This is a genomic window from Psychrobacter sp. PSi21, assembly GCF_054960615.1.
The window spans coordinates 1-17698 of record NZ_JBHNYR010000021.1 but is presented as its reverse complement, the minus strand read 5'-3'; the positions used below and the strand labels follow the sequence as shown (position 1 = coordinate 17698).

The following is a 17698-nucleotide window of genomic DNA, read 5'->3' as shown; positions in this document are numbered from 1 at the left end:
GCCAACACACCCCTCTACCTTTACACCATATTATTCATCTGCTATTAAAAGGATTTAGCTCATGCGAAACGTTACCGTTGCCACCACCCAAATGGCCTGTGGTTGGGATATACAAAAAAACATCGCCACTGCGACTGATTTGGTCACCAAGGCGGCCAAAGCAGGTGCCAATATCATCTTACTCCAAGAATTGTTTGAGACGCCCTACTTCTGCCAAGTTCATGACTTTGATTACTTCAAACTGGCGACGAGCGTTGCTGATAACGCGGCGATTACGCATTTTCAGCAGTTGGCAAAAGAGCTACAAGTGGTATTACCGATCAGCTTTTATGAACAATCTGGCAATACCTTTTTTAATAGCGTGACTGTAATCGATGCTGATGGCGAGATACTGGGCACCTATCGCAAGACTCATATCCCAGATGGCATTCCTTATGCCGAAAAATTCTACTTTACCCCCGGTGATACAGGCTTTAAGGTTTGGGATACCAAATATGCCAAAATTGGCGTCGGTATCTGCTGGGATCAGTGGTTCCCTGAATGCGCGCGTAGCATGGCATTGATGGGCGCAGAGCTACTGTTTTACCCGACTGCGATTGGTGATGAGCCAACCCTCGGTATCGACTCAAAAGGCCATTGGCAGCGCTGTATGCAAGGTCATTCTGCCGCTAACCTCATGCCCGTGATCGCATCCAACCGTATCGATACAGAGACCATCAGCCAAAATGGTCAAGACAGCACCATGCAGTTTTACGGTGGCTCGTTCATCACCGATGGTCGCGGCGAGATCATCCAAGAAGCCTCTGCGGATAAAAACGAAGTCATCAGTAGCACTTTTGACTTAGATAAGCTAGCCATCGAGCGACGTCAATGGGGCGTGTTCCGTGACCGTCGTCCATCCATGTATGGCACGCTTTTGACTCATTGATAATTGATTCTCTACTTGTCACTTATTTTCTCTATTTTTATCATCGCTTACAGGCGATAAGGTGATTTTATGTCTATGCTACTGACCGATACGACACCGCAGCAAGATGGTTTCCATATGCCAGCAGAGTTTGAACCCATAGAAAAAGTATGGATGATATGGCCCTATCGTCCTGACAACTGGCGACAAAATGCTAGACCTGTACAGCAAACCTATGCCGCAGTCGCCAAAGTGATTCGCCAGTTTTGTGACGTTGGCATGTTGGTCAATGCCGAGCAAGAGCAGGCCTGCCGTGCGATGCTGCCCAAAGATATTGACGTGCTCACCATACCCAGTAATGATGCGTGGGCGCGTGACATTGTACCTACGTTTGTGACTAACGAACATGGTGAGCTACGCGCCTGCGATTGGCATTTTAATGCGTGGGGCGGCGACTACGACGGTCTCTATACGCCGTGGGATGATGATGATAAGCTCGCGGCTCGTCTGTGTGAGCAATTGGACATCAGCCGCTATCGTCCTGATAACTTTGTGATGGAGGGCGGCGCCTTTCATGTCGATGGTGAAGGCACTGTCCTGACCACTCGTATGTGTCTGCTCAGCCCCGGACGCAATCCACACCTGAATGAAGCACAAATCGAAGACACACTAAAAGCCTATCTCAATGTACAAAAAGTGCTCTGGATTGATGATGGTATTGACCCCGATGAAACCACGGGGCACGTTGATGATTTGGCCTGTTTTGTCAGACCCTCTGAGGTCGTCTGCCTTTATACAGATGATCTTGACCACCCTTTTTATGAGGCCACCCAAAAAGCGCACCAGCAGCTGAGCACCATGACAGACGCCAAAGGACGCACGCTCACCGTACATAAGCTGTGCTGTACTCAGCAGCCCGTCACCTTACCTGAGGACTACGACATTGTGCAATCTGATGATGCCAAACCGCGTTTGAGTGGTGATATCTGTATCGCCTCTTATGCCAATTTCTTGATTTGTAATGAGGCAGTCATTGTGCCGCAATACGATGATATCAATGATGCGCTTGCCCTTGAGCAGCTGGCTGCGATCTTTCCAGACCATCAAGTGATTGGCGTACGTACTCGCGAGATCGTCTATGGCGGCGGCAATATTCACTGTATCACCCAGCAGCAACCTGTGACCAAAGCATCACTCTAAAATGCGTCACGTGCCACGGGATACACCATAATGAATCATTTGTAGCAGTAGCCAAAGCACGAATATAAAAAGCTTGAGTATAAAAAACAAACACAAATGGATAGTAAATCCAAAGACCTATTAGAAAAGGACAAAGCAATGAGCGATTATCAAATTAACAATCCAGCCACTGGCGAAACAGAAGCCACTTACCCCACCGCCACTGATCAAGACATTCAGCAGGTTATTGAACAAGCGGACAGCGCCTTTGACACATGGCGACATGTACCCATGGCTGAGCGCAGCGCCCTACTGCATAAAATCGCCGATCTTTATCTTGAGCGCAAAGAGGCACTGGCACGCATCGTTACCAGCGAGATGGGCAAACCGATTGCACAGGCCAAAGGCGAAGTGGCATTCGTCGCGCAGATTTTTCGTTATTATGCTGATACCGCAGAAGCGCTGTTAGCCCCCAATCGTATCGATGTTGATAGTGGTAGCGCCGTGGTCGAAAAGCGCCCTGTTGGCGTATTGTTCGGTATCATGCCGTGGAATTATCCGCATTACCAAGTGGCACGCTTTGTCGCGCCAAACTTAATGGCAGGCAACACCATTATCCTAAAACATGCGCCGCAGTGTCCAAAGACTGCTGAAGCCATTGCCGACATCATGGAGGCCGCTGGCGCGCCGACAGGGATTTATAACAATATTTTTGCCACCAATGAGCAATCGGCGACCATTATTCAAGACAGCCGTGTCCAAGGTATCTCCTTAACTGGCTCTGAGCGCGCTGGACAAGCCGTAGCCAAAGAAGCGGGCAGCGCACTGAAAAAAGTAGTACTAGAGCTTGGCGGCTCAGATCCGTTTATTGTTGCCGCTGATGCTGACCTTGAGTTGGCTGTCAAAAATGCCATCTCAGGACGTTTTGGTAATACAGGACAGGCCTGTAACGCCGCCAAACGTTTGATCATCGTCGATGAGATTTATGATACTTTTGTCGAGCGCTTTGTCGATAGCGTTCAGCAGATGACGCTGGCTGACCCCATGGAAGCCTCAACTGCCATTGGCCCCATGTCGTCAGTGGCTGCGGCAACCAACCTACAAGCGCAGTTAGATAGTGCCATCGATGCAGGTGCGACAGTACTGGTAGCAGGTGGCATGGATAAAGACAAAGCAGGCGCGTGGTTTGCCCCTGCGGTGTTGACCGATGTCGATGACAGTATGGACGTCTACCGTGAAGAGCTGTTCGGCCCTGTGGCAGTGATTTATAAAGCGCGCGATATCGACCATGCCATCGCCATCGCCAACGATGTGCCATTCGGTCTGGGTGCGTCGATACAGACTGAAAGCAACACACTGGCCAAAGACATTGCCGACCGCTTAGAAGTGGGTATGGTCACCATCAATGCTGACTCAGGCAGCGAGGCAAACACCCCCTTTGGCGGCGTGAAGCGCTCAGGATTTGGCCGCGAGCTGGGCAATCTGGGCATCACCGAGTTTTTAAACTATAAGCTCATCCGTGATAAGTCGCCGAGCAGTGACGCGTAATTGACTACAGCATAAAGCCGCCCGTAGTGCTGCTTTGGCTATCAAACCCAAGGTTATTAAAACCAAAAAAATAGAGCCACAACGCTGGGTTGTGACTCTATGGACGGTCTGATTAAGTGCGCTTCATAGCGCTCAGGTATTCGAAACAGTGTTGATGCTCACTGATGTTTATTTGTACCCGTGCTCTTTTAGCCATTCTTGATTCATGGCTTTGAGTTCGACCAGCTCATGATCCATGATTTCTTTACTCTTACCAGGGCTTTTCATGCTGGCGTAGCCGTATAACGCACCGCCAAGTACCGTCCAGCCAAGGAAGATCCACCACTCGATTGCCACGAGTGCCGAAGGCATACCGGGTAAATATAAGACCAACATACCAAGGCTCAGGATGATGGTGACGATACCAACCAATTTACCTGCTGGTACTCTAAACGGACGTACCATGTTCGGTTCACGGTAGCGCAGAACTAAGAACGAGATGGCGACACAAGTATAAGCGATGACGATACCAAACCCGCCCGCATCAACGATCCATACCAGCATTTTGCGACCAAAAAGTGGCGCGAGGGTGGCAAGACCACCAATCAATAAGATAGCGTTGACTGGAGTATTGTACTTAGGATGCAGTTTGCACAAAAACTGCGGCAACATGTGCGTTTTACCCATCGCATATAACAAGCGACTACCACCGATCAAAAATGCATTCCAGCTTGATAAAATACCCAGCACCCCACCGATAACCAGTAAGATGCCAGCCCATTTGCCATTCCATGCATTGGTCATCGCATCGGCGGTGGCCAGTGTTGAATCTTGCGCTTGTAGTAGTGGTAAGGTTTTGCCCACACTCCATGCAACGGCGATGTACCACAGTACCGCGATGATGATTGAGACAATCAAAAATTTACCGATATTGGGACGGGTTAAGTTGATCTCTTCTGCCGCTTGTGGAATCACGTCAAAGCCGACAAACAAGAAGGGAACCATCACCATTACTGTCATGATACCGCCGACACCACCGATAAAGTTCGGTGCTTGTACCGAATCTGAGGTTTCAGGGTTGAACAATAACGCGCCAACGAACAGTAAAATACCCACGCAGAAGATACCAACGACAGCGAGTTTTTGGAACCACGCGCTCACTTCCATACCGCGTATATTAAGCCAAGTGATGGCAATTGACCCGATCATCCCCACAGCAACCCACGTGGCATAGACATCCCAGCCTGCCACATTCCACAGATAGCCTTGGCTATAATTGGGTATGATATATTCAACAACGGTAGGCAATGCCACTGCCTCAAAGGCCACGACAGAGAAATAACCAAATAATATACTCCATGAACAGATAAAGGAGATGTTCACACCCAATGCCCGATGGGTATACGTGTGCTCGCCTCCTGTAATCGGCATGGATGCCGCCAGCTCAGCATAGGTGATACCAATGAGCACAACCACCAAGCCGCCGACGATAAAGGCGCTGATCGCGCCCCAGATACCAGCTGAGATGATCCAGCTACCTGCCAGTACCACCCAGCCCCAACCCACCATGGCACCAAAAGCCAATGCAATAATGTCGAACACACCTAACGATTTCTTTAAACCAGACATAACTTACTCCTTGTCCGTTTGTCATCCATCCTAATCCTTTACAAACGCTCCAAACCCATATGGTTTACACCATCGCTTAAAGCGCTCCGCTTCCAACTGTCATACAGCTGTTTTTTATCCTATGGGTTATCGGTTTTTGATAACCCAAATAACAAACGACGCCTTGTCTTACAAGGCGCCGTCGTTAAGCAAAAGCATGACGCAGTCTGCTTGCTTCAAAGTGGCCTTGCTGTCTAAACGGTCACTGACCATCAGTTGATGGCTTTTGATTTAGCAAACTATGCGCTGAGAATAGACCCGATGATATCGAGGCCTTCTTGGAGCACTTCTTCTTCAACCGTCAATGGCACCATCACACGGATGGCATTGCCATACATACCGCAAGATGCAAGCAGCAAGCCTTGCTCAAAGGCTTTGGCTTTTAAGTTGGCTGCTGCTGCGGCATCAGGTTTGCCATCGCTATCAACCAACTCAAACGCAAGCATCGCGCCTTTGTAACGGATATGACCGATGCTGCTTAGGTTCAAGCCTTTTAGGAATGAGGCGATGGTATCGCCAATCTCAACACTACGCTCAAGCAAGTTTTCTTCTTCAATCACTTCCATAACGGCAAGCGCCGCCACACAAGCCAGCGGGCTACCTGAATAAGTACCACCCAAACCGCCCACTTGCGGTGCGTTCATGATGTCTGCACGGCCAACGACTGCTGAGATTGGATAGCCGCCTGCCAAACTTTTGGCAGTGGTCATCAAATCAGGCTCAACGCCGAGCTGCTCACCTGCAAATAGCGTACCCGTTCTAGCAAAACCACATTGTACTTCATCAAAAATAAGCACGATGCCATGCTCATCACAGATCTCGCGTAGAGCCTTGGCAAATGATGGCGTCACTTGGTGAAAGCCGCCCTCACCTTGTACTGGCTCAACAATCATCGCTGCCACTTCACTTGGATCGATGTCCGCTTGGAAGATCATATCAAGGCTGTGTAGCGCTTGTTCTTCAGTGACATTCAGCTCTTCTGCTGGGAATAGCGCATGGAACACAGGACCCGGCATAGGGCCAAAGTTCTTTTTGTATGGCAATACTTTACCAGTCAAGCTCATACACATCAGCGTACGACCATGCCAACCGCCGACAAAAGAAATCACACCGGGGCGACCTGTTTTGGCACGAGCGATCTTAATGGTGTTTTCAACGGCTTCGGCACCAGTGGTCAAAAACAGCGCGCGCTTTTCACCACTGATTGGGGCTTTTTCGCATAACTTTTCGGCAAGCTCAACATAGCTTTCATAGCTGATCATTTGCGCGGCGGTATGCGTAAACTTATCAATCTGCTCATGAACACGCTGAGTGATTTTTGGGTGGCTATGACCGGTGTTTAGCACTGAGATCCCGCCAACAAAATCAATATAGCGCTGACCCTCTACGTCCCACACTTCTGAGTTCTTTGCTTTTTCGGCAAAGATTGGAAAAGCCACACCCAACCCTGTAGGTAGGACAGCTTTGCGGCGCTCAAGTAATGATTGATTGGTAGTCATGGGAATGTCCTTTTCTGTGTTCGTAACATAAATGCCATCTGGTGAATGGCGGTTCATTTGATACTGAATAGATAACGAGCGGTGCTTATGTGGTAGCACACACCGCAGATATCTAAAACGTCTTACTAAAAATTGAATAAGGGATACGATTAGCTGATATCAGAGCACCAGTATTTGGTCGTAATGTAGTCTTCGATACCATACTTTGAGCCTTCACGACCAAAGCCAGACTGCTTCACGCCGCCAAATGGGGCAACCTCTGTAGAGATGAGGCCCGTATTGTGACCGATAATGCCGTATTCAAGCCCTTCGGTGACGCGCCATGAGCGGGCATAGTCGCCGCTGTAGAAGTACGCGGCCAAGCCGTAAATGGTATCGTTAGCCGCACGAATCACTTCTGCTTCGTCTTTAAAGGTAAAGATGGTTGCAATCGGGCCAAAGATTTCTTCAGAGGCGATGTCCATGTCACTGCTGATATCAGTGATAACGGTCGGATTGTATGTCAGCTTCGAGGCATCGTTAACGCTACCGCCAGTGACCAGTTTGGCACCTTTGTCTAAGGCATCTTTTAGCAACGCTTGGACTTTATCTAAGGCTTTTTCATTAATGAGCGGGCCAATGTCGATGCCCTCTTCTAAGCCGTTGCCCACTTTGAGCGCTTCGACTTTTTTGACAAAGACCTCTAAGAACTTGTCTTTGATGCTGTCTTGCACGTAGACACGGTTGGCACACACGCAGGTCTGACCTGCGTTGCGGTATTTAGAGGCGATAAGGCCGGCAGCGGCTTTCTCAAGATCGGCATCATCAAAAACAATAAATGGCGCGTTGCCACCCAGCTCGAGTGATAGCTTTTTAATCGTTGGCGCGCATTGCGCCATCAGCGTACGACCAACTTCGGTAGAACCCGTAAATGACAGCTTGTGAATACGCGCATCGCCCGTTAGGATTTCACCAATGGTCGACGATTTGCCCGTGACCACTTGCAGCACGCCTGCAGGAATGCCTGCTTGCTCTGCTAAAGCGCCCAATGCCAATGCTGAAAACGGCGTTTCGGTAGCAGGTTTGACGATAATCGTACAGCCTGCTGCCATCGCAGGTGCGACTTTGCGCGTGATCATCGCTGCTGGAAAGTTCCAAGGGGTAATGGCAGCGCAAACACCGACGGGCTGCTTAAGGACGACGTGACGTAATTGCGTACTGTTGGCAGGAATGACATCACCATAAACGCGCTTGCCTTCTTCGGCAAACCAGCGGATAAAGCTGTTGGCATAACCAATCTCGCCGCGCGACTCAGTGAGCGGCTTGCCTTGCTCAGCGGTCATGATGATAGCAAGATCTTCTTTATTGGCATCGATAAGATCTGCCCATTTTTGCAGCAGCTCTGCACGCTCTTTGGCCGTTCTTGCCGCCCAATCTGCTTGGACATCATGCGCATAGTCAACGGCTTCATTGACATCATCAGTTGTGAGGCTTGGTACGGTACCAATAAGCTCATCGTTAAAAGGATTATTGACTTCAAGTACCGCATTGTCGCTAGCAGCGTGCCAGCCGTCTTGAGTGAAGCAAGATTGTTTGAGAAGATCTGGATTGGATAGCTGTAGCGTGTTTGACATGTTGACGCTCCTTGTCATATGAGTTTGTTTATAAAAGTGGATATAGCCGTAGCCATTAAATAATAATTGATAATTGGTTTTATGTTCAATATACTGAACATTAATTCCATATATGAGACATCATTATAGGAACAACTGATTACTGTTTGCAACCTATAATCTACACATTTATTATTTTTTTCTATTTTCCCGTCTCACCATCAACCGATAGGGCATTTATGAGTACATCGACAGTTCCTGCTTTAGACAAAACCTTTCAAATTTTAGATTTGGTCACCGCAAATCCGCAGCCACTCAGTGCTGCTCAGATTGCCAAAGAGCTGGCCTTTGCGCGCAGCTCAACGCATAATATTTTGCAAAGCTTACTGAACAAACATGTCATTTATAAAGACGTGGATGGACGGTTTCATTTGGGCTCTTATCTGCTGTATTGGGCAGGGCGCTATGAGCAGCAGCAAAGCGTGGTGCAGTTGTTTAAAGATTTGATCGTACAGTATCCGCTATTGCGGCAACATACGGTGACGCTGTCCAATTTGGATTTGGGTGAAGTGGTGTTTTTGGCGTGTCATGAGACACCCGAGCCGCTTGGTTTTACCTTTCGCGCAGGGGTACGCGTGCCTGCCGTGTTTTCGGCAACGGGTAAGGCCATGCTGTCAACGATGTCGATGCCGATGATTGAGTCGCTATATGATGGGGTGTTTCCTGAGCCAATAACGCCGCATGGGGTCAAGGATTTTGAGTCATTGGCAGCAGAGCTGACCGATATTCAGCAGACGCGCATCTCACTGGATGATGGTCAGCTGCGTGACGGCATGTACTGCTTGGGGACGTATGTGCGCGGCGCGGCAGGTCATGCCACAGCGGGGCTGGCGGTCAGCTTTTTGCAGGGTGAATATGAGTCCAAACGTGAGGAAGTCAGCGCGGTATTGATTGAGCTGGCACAAAAAATGGAGCAGTGTTTGGGCTATAAAAAAAGGTAACTCAATAATCAGACCTATAAAAATAGGACGTGAGGTTATTTGCTGGTATGACTGTCATATTGCTTAGACTGCTCTGTCATTTTGGCTGATAGTCTGCCCAGCCGTACTTAAAATATTTCGGATTGGGAGAAAAATCGCCTGCGCCAATATTTAAATCAGGCGCAATCTCTTTTGGTAATTTGTAGTCGGCCCATGTGGCTATCTTTGATTGATTACTGCCGTAAGCGCGCCACGTGCCATAATATACGTTGTTAAAATAACTGTCGGAGTAATAATCAATAAAATCATAGTGCATGACACCATCATCCGTCAGATACCATTTGCTATACAACTGACCTTCAAACACACCACTATATCGCTGCTTAGGGTTTTCTGTGAGATGGTAGTAAAATACGGCAAACCCCTGCTCTGCTAATCCTTTATCTCGATATTCTTCATCAACGCCATAGTCGAATGTATTGTAACGATAGATATCCGCCAATATCAGACTGCCTTGAAAATCAGTCTTATTTTGCTTAACTTGAGCACGCCCTGATACCAGATATCGGTTGGGATGCTGAGGATCTCTTGTGACACGATCAATATCCATCATAAGACGCTGGTAGTTATCCCCAATAATACCAATGGTATGGTGATTGATCGATGCTGCGATGACCGTGGTGAAGTCATAATTGCGCCTGTCATCTCTATACACCTTGACAGCCTTTCTGCCTCTGCGGTCGTTGTCCTCTTTAAAAATCGCCAGCGCTGTATCATGAGCTTGAACGCTATTTTCTATATCAGTGTCCGTATTACCATAGCTATAGGTTGCCAATGAGCCAGATAATATGAGTGTCCATAACTGATGTTTTTTAATCATTTTTATTATCCATAACAACCATATCCAGCTATTCAAATGTTTTTATTTTTCATCAAAAAAGTATTTATATCTGCTTATAATACTGCCTCATCAAAAAATAAGCAGTTTGGTCATAAGAGGCTCATAATGATGCACTGTGCTTATCTTGCATTGGAACCCAATTCATGAAAACCCTATCTTATAAATCTAAATCGATACCGATGTTTATCCTATCAGTTTTTAGCCTATTCAGCCAAAACGTATGGGCCAACAATGACTGTAATCTGCCAAAATCTGCGCCATATGACGTCGTAAATTGTTTGCACGACGGCCTATCAGTTGTGGGTCAAAATGGTCGCTGGGGCTACGTTGATGTGAGGGGTAAAGTTGTCATTCCTCTTCAATACGATAGCGTTTGGAATTTTTCCGAAGGGCTGGCTAGGGTCGAGAAGAACGCTAAAGTGGGCTTTATCGATAAGTCAGGTCACCCTGTTATTCCTTTACAATATGATAATGGCTGGTCATTTGAACATGGCATTGCTTTGGTCGTCAAAAATAACAAACGAGGCTTTATTGATAAGATGAATCAAGTAATTATCTCCATAAATTACGACTCTATTGAAAGAGTAACTGATAATTTATTCATCGTTAATATAGGTGATAAAGATGGATTCATCGATAGAGATGAGCGTGAAGTAGTGCCATTAATATATGACAGAATAGGCCCTTTATCAGAAGGGCTAATGTGGGCGAGAAAAGGTTGGGACGTGGGGTTTTTTGACACCTCAGGTCGGCTTGTTATTCCTTTGCAGTATGAAAATGCGGATGATTTCTCAGAAGGTATGGCAATCATCATAAAAAACCACAAATATGGTTTTATAGATAAAAAAGGTAAAACCGTCATTCCAATAATCTATGATGATGCGTTACCTTTTTATAAGGGCTTAGCCTTCGTCAAAAAAGAAGAGGAATATGCGTTCATCGATAAGACAGGAAAAGTGGTCGTTACTCTGCCCTATGATTATATCTGGGGGTTTTCTTGGGGTTTGGCACTAGTCACAAAAAATGATAAACATGGCTTTATCAACAAGGCCGGTGAAGTCATCATTCCTTTAGAGTACGATGATGCTTGGACGTTTGAATCTGATTTAACCAATGAAGTTGTCGCTAAAGTAGAAAAAGATGGTGACATTTTCTATATTAATCGAGAAGGAGAACGAGTAGATTTTACGGTAGACTCGCCTTAAACAATATGATTTGCTCTACATATTTTGTAGAAGATTGGCAAATTGCGCGCGACTAATAAAGCCGCGCGCTGTTTTTTTACATCGCTGGTTTTTTAAGCGCAGACGTACGCCACTGCCTATCGTCTGGGTGATTGTTCTCATTGATTCTCTAGATGCGTAGGTGCTTATTCATTTATAAGCCCTGACAAAAACGCCTGCAAATTGTCATTAAGCTTGGGCAGATAATAACCACCTTCAACCAAGACAATCAGCGGCTTGTTTAAGGCGACCATCTTTTGTGCCAAGACCTCAAAGCCCTTTGTACTGACCGCACATTTTGCCTCTGGATCGGCCTCATAAACATCAAAGCCTAAGACATGAACGATAACGTCAGGATCAAATAGCGTCACTGCCGCGATCGACTTATCGACATACTCAAAAAACCCAGCTTCATCGGTGCCATGTGGCATCGGAAAGTTAACATTAAAGCCTTCTCCCGCGCCCGCCCCTTTTTCAAACTCATGACCTGTGACCGCTGGATAAAAGTTAATTGGGCTGCCGTGCACCGAGGTATAAAGCACATCGCTGCGCTCATAAAATATCTCTTGGATACCCTGCCCATGGTGCATATCGGTGTCGATGATGGCGATTTTTGCGTATTTTTGTCGCAGGTGTTCGGCGATGATAGCAGCGTTGTTCAAATAACAGAATCCGCCCGCCGCGCTTTTACGTGCATGGTGCCCCGGTGGACGCGAAAAGCAAAGCTGGGTTTGATTTTGGCTACGTTCGGCACTAGATACCTTATCATTTAGCAAGGCTTCAGCCGCATTGAGCGCCGTCTGCGCTGACCAATAGATAGATGTCCAAGAATGCTCACTGATAGGGGCGCTATCGTCAGCCTGATACTTAGCGGCTTTTGCCATAATGCCAATGCCGGGGTTGTCATACGGCACAAAAATACCCGTTTGCACCTGTGCGCCCAAGTCTTCCTCGACCGCCATCCACTCATCATAGCCATGCTTGAGAAACTGAACATAACCAAAATCATGGACGGCCAATATGGGCGCAATACCAATGTCAACGGCTTTAGTCACCGCCAGACCCAGCGCTACTGGTGCTTTTAGCAACTCGGTCATACGCTCCGGTATCTCAAGCGGCTCAAACATCTTGCCGTAAGAAAAGTACGGCAGTGGTCTGTGCAGGCTGAGGTTGTCATGGCTGTATATTTTCATGCGGAACCTTCCTTGTTAAAAGTGGTTGTCTAAAAGTAAGCTAAAACTGTGCGGTCTTCTGTCCTTATAATTCATTTCGCTCATATTTCTATACAATACCATCAGCCTTTAGCTTGGCAATCATCTCGCTATCATAACCCAAATCCGTAAGCGTGCTGTCGGTATGCTCGCTCAGACGCGGCGGCGGCGTACGATAATTGACAGGAGACGCGGAGAGTTTTATCGGATTACCAAGGGCGCGAACGGGGCTACCCTGCTGAGCAAAATCGACGATCATCTCGCGAGCCTGCGCTTGCGGCATAGCCAACGCTTCCGCGACATTATGAATCGCACCGCAAGGTACGCCTGCCTGCTCCAAAATCTCAAGCCAGTAAGCACGAGACTGCTTGGCAAATATTGTCGTCAATTCAGCACACAGCAGTTCACGATTGGCAACGCGATTAGGATTGGTCGCAAAACGCGCATCAAGATGCCAATCGACTGACAATACAGTGCACAGCTTGGCAAACTGATGGTCATTACCGCAGGCCAAAATAAAGTGCGCCTCCCCTTTAGCTGCAAACACTTGGTAAGGCACAATGTTGGGATGCTGATTGCCCAATCTTGGCGGTATTTTATCTGAGGCCAAATGATTCATACCGACATTGGCCAGCATAGACAACGCACTGTCTAAAAGTGCGACATCGACATGCTGACCAGCGCCAGTATGTTGCCGCGCCAATAGCGCGGCTTGGATACCAATCGTCAGCTGCAGCCCTGCAAATAAATCGACCACGGCCACGCCCACCTTGTGCGGTTCGCCATCACTTGGTCCTGTGATACTCATTAGCCCTGACAAGCCTTGGATAATATAATCATAACCAGAACGCCCCGCATCTGGACCCGTCTGCCCAAACCCTGTCAAAGAGGCATAAATCAGGCGCGGGTGTTCTTGTTTGAGACTGTCATAATCTAAGCCGTATTTTTTAAGACCGCCGACTTTGAAATTCTCGACCAAAATATCACTGTCAGCAATGAGCTGTTTGATAATGGTCTGCCCTGCTGGCGTGGTGATGTCCACCGTCAGCGATTTTTTGTTGCGATTGATGGTGGCGTAGTAGGCGGAGGTGCCATCGCTAAAGGTGGGCGGTGCCCAGTGGCGCGTCTCATCACCGATATGTGGACGCTCAACTTTAATGACGTCTGCACCCAGATCAGCGAGCACTTGCGTACAAGAAGGGCCTGCCAGCACTCTTGATAAATCGAGCACCTTAATACCCTGTAAGGCGCCTTTTGGCATATTATCCATGTCCATTATATCTGCCATGAGATTTCCTTATACTGTGGCGTATTTTCTATTTGTTTAGATAATAAAATTGCTATTCATCATTTGGTTTTGAGCACATAAATGAGAAATAACAACTAAAAAAACGTACGCTACTGTTGATGCTCTGTTAAAAAGCCAAGCAGCAACGTACGTCATAAAATAAAGCTGTGTTCACTATATCTAGTAGGAACGATTAAAAGAACGCTTGAATACCTGTCTGTGCACGGCCCAAGATCAGCGCATGAATATCATGCGTACCCTCGTAAGTATTGACCGCCTCAAGGTTTAGCACATGACGAATAATGTGGAACTCATCAGAGATACCGTTACCGCCGTGCATATCACGCGCCACACGAGCGATATCGAGCGCTTTACCGCAGTTATTACGTTTGATGAGTGAAATCATCTCTGGCGCCGCATTGTGCTCATCCATCAAACGACCGACCCGTAGCGCAGCTTGTAGACCAAGCGCAATCTCGGTTTGCATATTGGCAAGCTTTAACTGTACCAACTGGGTGGCGGCCAGTGGACGACCAAACTGCTTACGATCTAGCGTGTACTGACGCGCTGCCTTCCAGCAGAAATCTGCCGCGCCCATACTGCCCCACGCGATACCATAACGGGCTTTATTTAAGCAGCCAAATGGCCCTTTTAAACCACGGATATCGGGGAAAGCATTGGCTTCAGGAACGAATACTTTGTCCATGACAATCTCACCAGTGACTGATGCGCGCAGTGAGAACTTACCTTCAATCTTCGGTGCAGACAGTCCTTTCATGCCCTTCTCTAAGACAAAACCGCGAATCTCGCCTGCATCATCTTTTGCCCAGACCACAAACACATCCGCGATAGGACTGTTGGTAATCCACATCTTATTACCCGTCAACTCATAACCACCATCGACGGCACGCGCACGCGTCGACATTGAGGCAGGATCAGATCCCGAATCGGGCTCAGTCAGACCAAAGCAGCCCACGTATTCACCTGTGGCAAGTTTTGGCAGATACTTCTCTCTTTGCTCTTCTGTGCCATACGCCCAGATTGGATGCATCACGAGGCTTGACTGCACACTCATCGCTGAGCGGTAGCCCGAGTCGACCGCTTCCACTTCTTTTGCAATCAATCCATAAGCGACGCTAGATAGACCTGCGCAGCCATAGCCCTCGATGGTCACACCAAGCAAGCCCATTTCACCCATTTGGCGCATGATATTGCGGTCAAAATGCTCATTACGGTTGGCATTGACGATGCCGGGCATCAGCTCTTTTTGAAAAAACTGACGAGCGCTGTCGGTGACCATACGTTCTTCTTCGGTGAGCTGATCGCGTAGTAAAAAAGGATCTTCCCAATCAAAGCGCGGGCTGGTAGATGTTGACATGTGGATCTCCTTGATATCAGTCATCCTGACTGACGAATAGTATTTAGTAAATGAAGTGGTTTAATAAGTCATTGACTTTGTTATTCCGCTGTGTGAAACTTAGTTTCATTTAATAAAGCCATTTAAGCAAACTTTCGCCGCCCTGTAAACCTTTATCAAAAAGATAGCGATTAAAAAAGATAAGCATTAAGAGAGATGGAAATAATATGACCACACCTACATCAGCCACTACACCGCTAGTTGAGCGCATGCATGACACAATGAGTTATAGTAAGGAAAGTAACGATCGACAGTTTGTGACGGCACTGGGACGCGGATTGGTGATACTGGCGGCCTTTGAACATCATGAGCGCCTTACCCATCAGCAGCTGTGTCAGATGACAACCCTGCCAAAAGCAACCATCACTCGCCTGATTCATACGCTGACCACATTGGGATTTTTGCGTACCAATGAATACGGCCAGTATCAATTGGGCAGTAGTGCAGTACGTCTGAGCGCGACCGCATGGAGTCGTCATGACATGGTCGCATCAGCTGAACCATTGCTGCGCCAGTTCGCCAGCGACAACGAAGTATCGGTGAATCTAGCGACCGAGGTCGAAGGAGAGATGCGCTATCACGCTTGCTATCGTAGCCCTGCCCGTCTATCCGTCAACTTGCAGGTTGGCTCAGCCGTACCCGTGGCACGTACGGCGATTGGACGGGCGTTTTATGCCGCAAGTTCAGCTGCGAGACAGGCGGTGATTATGAGCAATTTGAAAGAAAATTTATCTACTGAGGACTATCTTCACGCACAGACTGCGCTCAGTCAGGCAGCCCAGCACTATGAGCAATACGGCTATACCGTCTCTGATGGGGAGTTTTCTACTGACATATTGGCGGTCGCAGTGGGGGTATATGATGTTGCAACGGGACAATATGCGTATTCGCTCAATGCCAGTGTGCCAAGCGCTAACTGGGAAGCGGATGATTATGCGGCGATGATCGTGCCCAAATTGCAGGCATTGGCGGAGCGGATTGGTGGTGGGGTCTAGAGGTGGCTAAGTCGATTGATCCGTCAAAGTATGTACGTTTCAGCCTATGATCAGATTAATGTTTTGTTAATATCAGCTTAAATGGAGAAGTTTTCACTGGAAAAAATAATCACTCGCTTTGATATTGAGTCTTCATCGTAAAAATAAAGTCAGCGCATATCGGTAATTTGATAGTTTATCGTCATTCCAAAAAACACTGATTATTTTCTTTGTACCATGCCCATGCTTTATCCAACGCTTCTTGTGGACAGTTAAAATTATCGGCGTATTTTTGATAAAGTAAGATTTGATAATATGAAAAATCAAAGAATCTGTATAGGATACCCGTGTCTATATAGTCTTGATAACGCCAGTATTTGTTATAATAGTCGGTCATAAAATTAGGATCTTCAATCATTCGACTGGCAAACTTGTCTTGGTACGCATCCTTATTTTCTTCACCAAAAAAGTCATAAAAATCTTCTCTGTAGCCACTCAAACTCATATAAAGCATTTTTTGTGGATTAAAATGCTTAAAGATTATAGGGTATAAAGGCGTTACTATACTTTCTTCTTCATCATAACCTAAATTTTTTACGAGCTTTTTAGAACCTCTGTACATGATGGTAATAATTAATAATCTTCCGAATAAAAAAGAGTCTAGTAGTCCAATTCTAAACTCGTAGCCTATACCTTCATTATTAGGATCGCTAATTTCTATAGAATGATAAGCATTTATACAGCCATCCTCAGGAAATACCTCAAGCTCAACATTATCCTTGTTTGGTAGGTAAATATTATTATAGTTATCAGTATTAAAAACATAGCTTTCATCGCTATCCTCTAAAAAGAAGTACTCAGATAGCATTCCAGGCATCTCTGAAACGTAGAATAAATTATTCCCAACGATTAGCTTAGATTGCAAAGCTTTTGGTAGGTTTTCTTTTTTCAGTTTATAAGCTGTCACATGAAATTCACGATCAATAAAGTATTCAATAAATGGGGCTAAGCTATAGTCTTTATCATCATCAAGCTTAGCTACTATTTTAATCGGGTCATCGCTCATTTTAACCTCAAAAAATTATAAAATGTTATCTCGAAACTTGCGCCAAAACCTCGTTCCAATTCCCTTTTAATGGCTGTTTTTCAACATATAACCATCTGATAATCGCCAGTTGCAAGCGTACATAATTTGGATTCATCGTTATAGGAAATCTATTTTCTTCTCTCTGGCGATCAGTTTTCCAATAGGGAGAGCGAATAACATCAAATACCTCGTCAAACATTGTATTAAGCTCAGCACCTACCTCTGCGCCAGACTGCTGCTCAATC

The 17698-nt window shown here is 46.7% G+C and carries 15 protein-coding genes; 6 read left to right on the top strand and 9 right to left on the bottom strand.

Features of this window, described 5'->3' with window-relative positions:
- Window positions 1-61: 61 nt before the first annotated feature.
- The 3 genes from aguB to ACFI32_RS12900 all read left to right on the top strand — a co-directional run bounded on the left by aguB (window position 62) and on the right by ACFI32_RS12900 (window position 3634).
- The gene (aguB, locus tag ACFI32_RS12910) at window positions 62-928 is read left to right on the top strand and encodes an N-carbamoylputrescine amidase (RefSeq protein WP_462627007.1); all 867 of its coding nucleotides are present in this window, start codon (window positions 62-64) and stop codon (window positions 926-928) included.
- Between the two features lie 69 nt (window positions 929-997).
- Window positions 998-2107 carry an agmatine deiminase gene (gene aguA / locus ACFI32_RS12905; protein ID WP_462627006.1) on the top strand — a complete coding sequence of 370 codons (1110 nt, stop codon included), beginning with the start codon at window positions 998-1000 and terminating at the stop codon, window positions 2105-2107.
- A 138-nt stretch (window positions 2108-2245) separates the two neighbouring features.
- Entirely contained in the window at window positions 2246-3634 is a 1389-nt protein-coding gene (locus ACFI32_RS12900) for an NAD-dependent succinate-semialdehyde dehydrogenase (RefSeq protein WP_462627005.1), read from the top strand.
- A gap of 168 nt (window positions 3635-3802) precedes the next feature.
- Here the strand turns inward: ACFI32_RS12900 and ACFI32_RS12895 are convergent, their stop codons facing one another.
- The 3 genes from ACFI32_RS12895 to ACFI32_RS12885 form a co-directional block, all read right to left on the bottom strand.
- Window positions 3803-5242, bottom strand: a complete 1440-nt coding sequence (locus ACFI32_RS12895; RefSeq protein ID WP_462627004.1) for an APC family permease — start codon at window positions 5240-5242, stop codon at window positions 3803-3805.
- 278 nt (window positions 5243-5520) lie between these two features.
- Complete coding sequence (gene gabT / locus ACFI32_RS12890) at window positions 5521-6780, bottom strand: 4-aminobutyrate--2-oxoglutarate transaminase (RefSeq protein ID WP_462627003.1); 1260 nt, start codon at window positions 6778-6780, stop codon at window positions 5521-5523.
- A 149-nt stretch (window positions 6781-6929) separates the two neighbouring features.
- On the bottom strand, window positions 6930-8393 hold the full coding sequence (locus ACFI32_RS12885) for an NAD-dependent succinate-semialdehyde dehydrogenase (RefSeq protein WP_462627002.1): 1464 nt from the start codon (window positions 8391-8393) through the stop codon (window positions 6930-6932).
- Window positions 8394-8611: 218 nt separating this feature from the next.
- Here ACFI32_RS12885 and ACFI32_RS12880 point away from each other — a divergent pair, with 218 nt between their 5' ends.
- Window positions 8612-9373 (top strand): IclR family transcriptional regulator, encoded by a 762-nt coding sequence (locus tag ACFI32_RS12880; protein ID WP_462627001.1) that lies wholly within the window; start codon window positions 8612-8614, stop codon window positions 9371-9373.
- Between the two features lie 76 nt (window positions 9374-9449).
- Here ACFI32_RS12880 and ACFI32_RS12875 read toward each other — a convergent pair whose 3' ends face one another.
- On the bottom strand, window positions 9450-10232 hold the full coding sequence (locus ACFI32_RS12875; RefSeq protein WP_462627000.1) for a hypothetical protein: 783 nt from the start codon (window positions 10230-10232) through the stop codon (window positions 9450-9452).
- 164 nt (window positions 10233-10396) lie between these two features.
- Between ACFI32_RS12875 and ACFI32_RS12870 the strand changes: the two genes are divergently transcribed.
- A complete protein-coding gene (locus ACFI32_RS12870) occupies window positions 10397-11458 on the top strand; it encodes a WG repeat-containing protein (RefSeq protein ID WP_462626999.1) in 1062 nt (353 codons plus the stop codon).
- Window positions 11459-11622: 164 nt separating this feature from the next.
- Here the strand turns inward: ACFI32_RS12870 and ACFI32_RS12865 are convergent, their stop codons facing one another.
- The 3 genes from ACFI32_RS12865 to ACFI32_RS12855 form a co-directional block, all read right to left on the bottom strand.
- Window positions 11623-12669, bottom strand: coding sequence for a histone deacetylase family protein (locus tag ACFI32_RS12865; RefSeq protein WP_462626998.1), 1047 nt, complete (start codon window positions 12667-12669; stop codon window positions 11623-11625).
- Window positions 12670-12757: 88 nt separating this feature from the next.
- Complete coding sequence (locus ACFI32_RS12860) at window positions 12758-13975, bottom strand: CaiB/BaiF CoA transferase family protein (RefSeq protein ID WP_462626997.1); 1218 nt, start codon at window positions 13973-13975, stop codon at window positions 12758-12760.
- Between the two features lie 193 nt (window positions 13976-14168).
- Entirely contained in the window at window positions 14169-15353 is a 1185-nt protein-coding gene (locus tag ACFI32_RS12855; protein WP_462626996.1) for an acyl-CoA dehydrogenase, read from the bottom strand.
- Between the two features lie 206 nt (window positions 15354-15559).
- On the opposite strand from ACFI32_RS12855, the gene ACFI32_RS12850 reads away from it, so the two are divergent.
- Window positions 15560-16387 carry an IclR family transcriptional regulator gene (locus ACFI32_RS12850; protein ID WP_462626995.1) on the top strand — a complete coding sequence of 276 codons (828 nt, stop codon included), beginning with the start codon at window positions 15560-15562 and terminating at the stop codon, window positions 16385-16387.
- Window positions 16388-16568: 181 nt separating this feature from the next.
- Here ACFI32_RS12850 and ACFI32_RS12845 read toward each other — a convergent pair whose 3' ends face one another.
- Complete coding sequence (locus tag ACFI32_RS12845) at window positions 16569-17432, bottom strand: hypothetical protein (protein ID WP_462626994.1); 864 nt, start codon at window positions 17430-17432, stop codon at window positions 16569-16571.
- A gap of 25 nt (window positions 17433-17457) precedes the next feature.
- Window positions 17458-17698, bottom strand: a 241-nt coding sequence (locus tag ACFI32_RS12840; RefSeq protein ID WP_462626993.1) for a hypothetical protein, incomplete at its 5' end; no start/stop codon positions are given.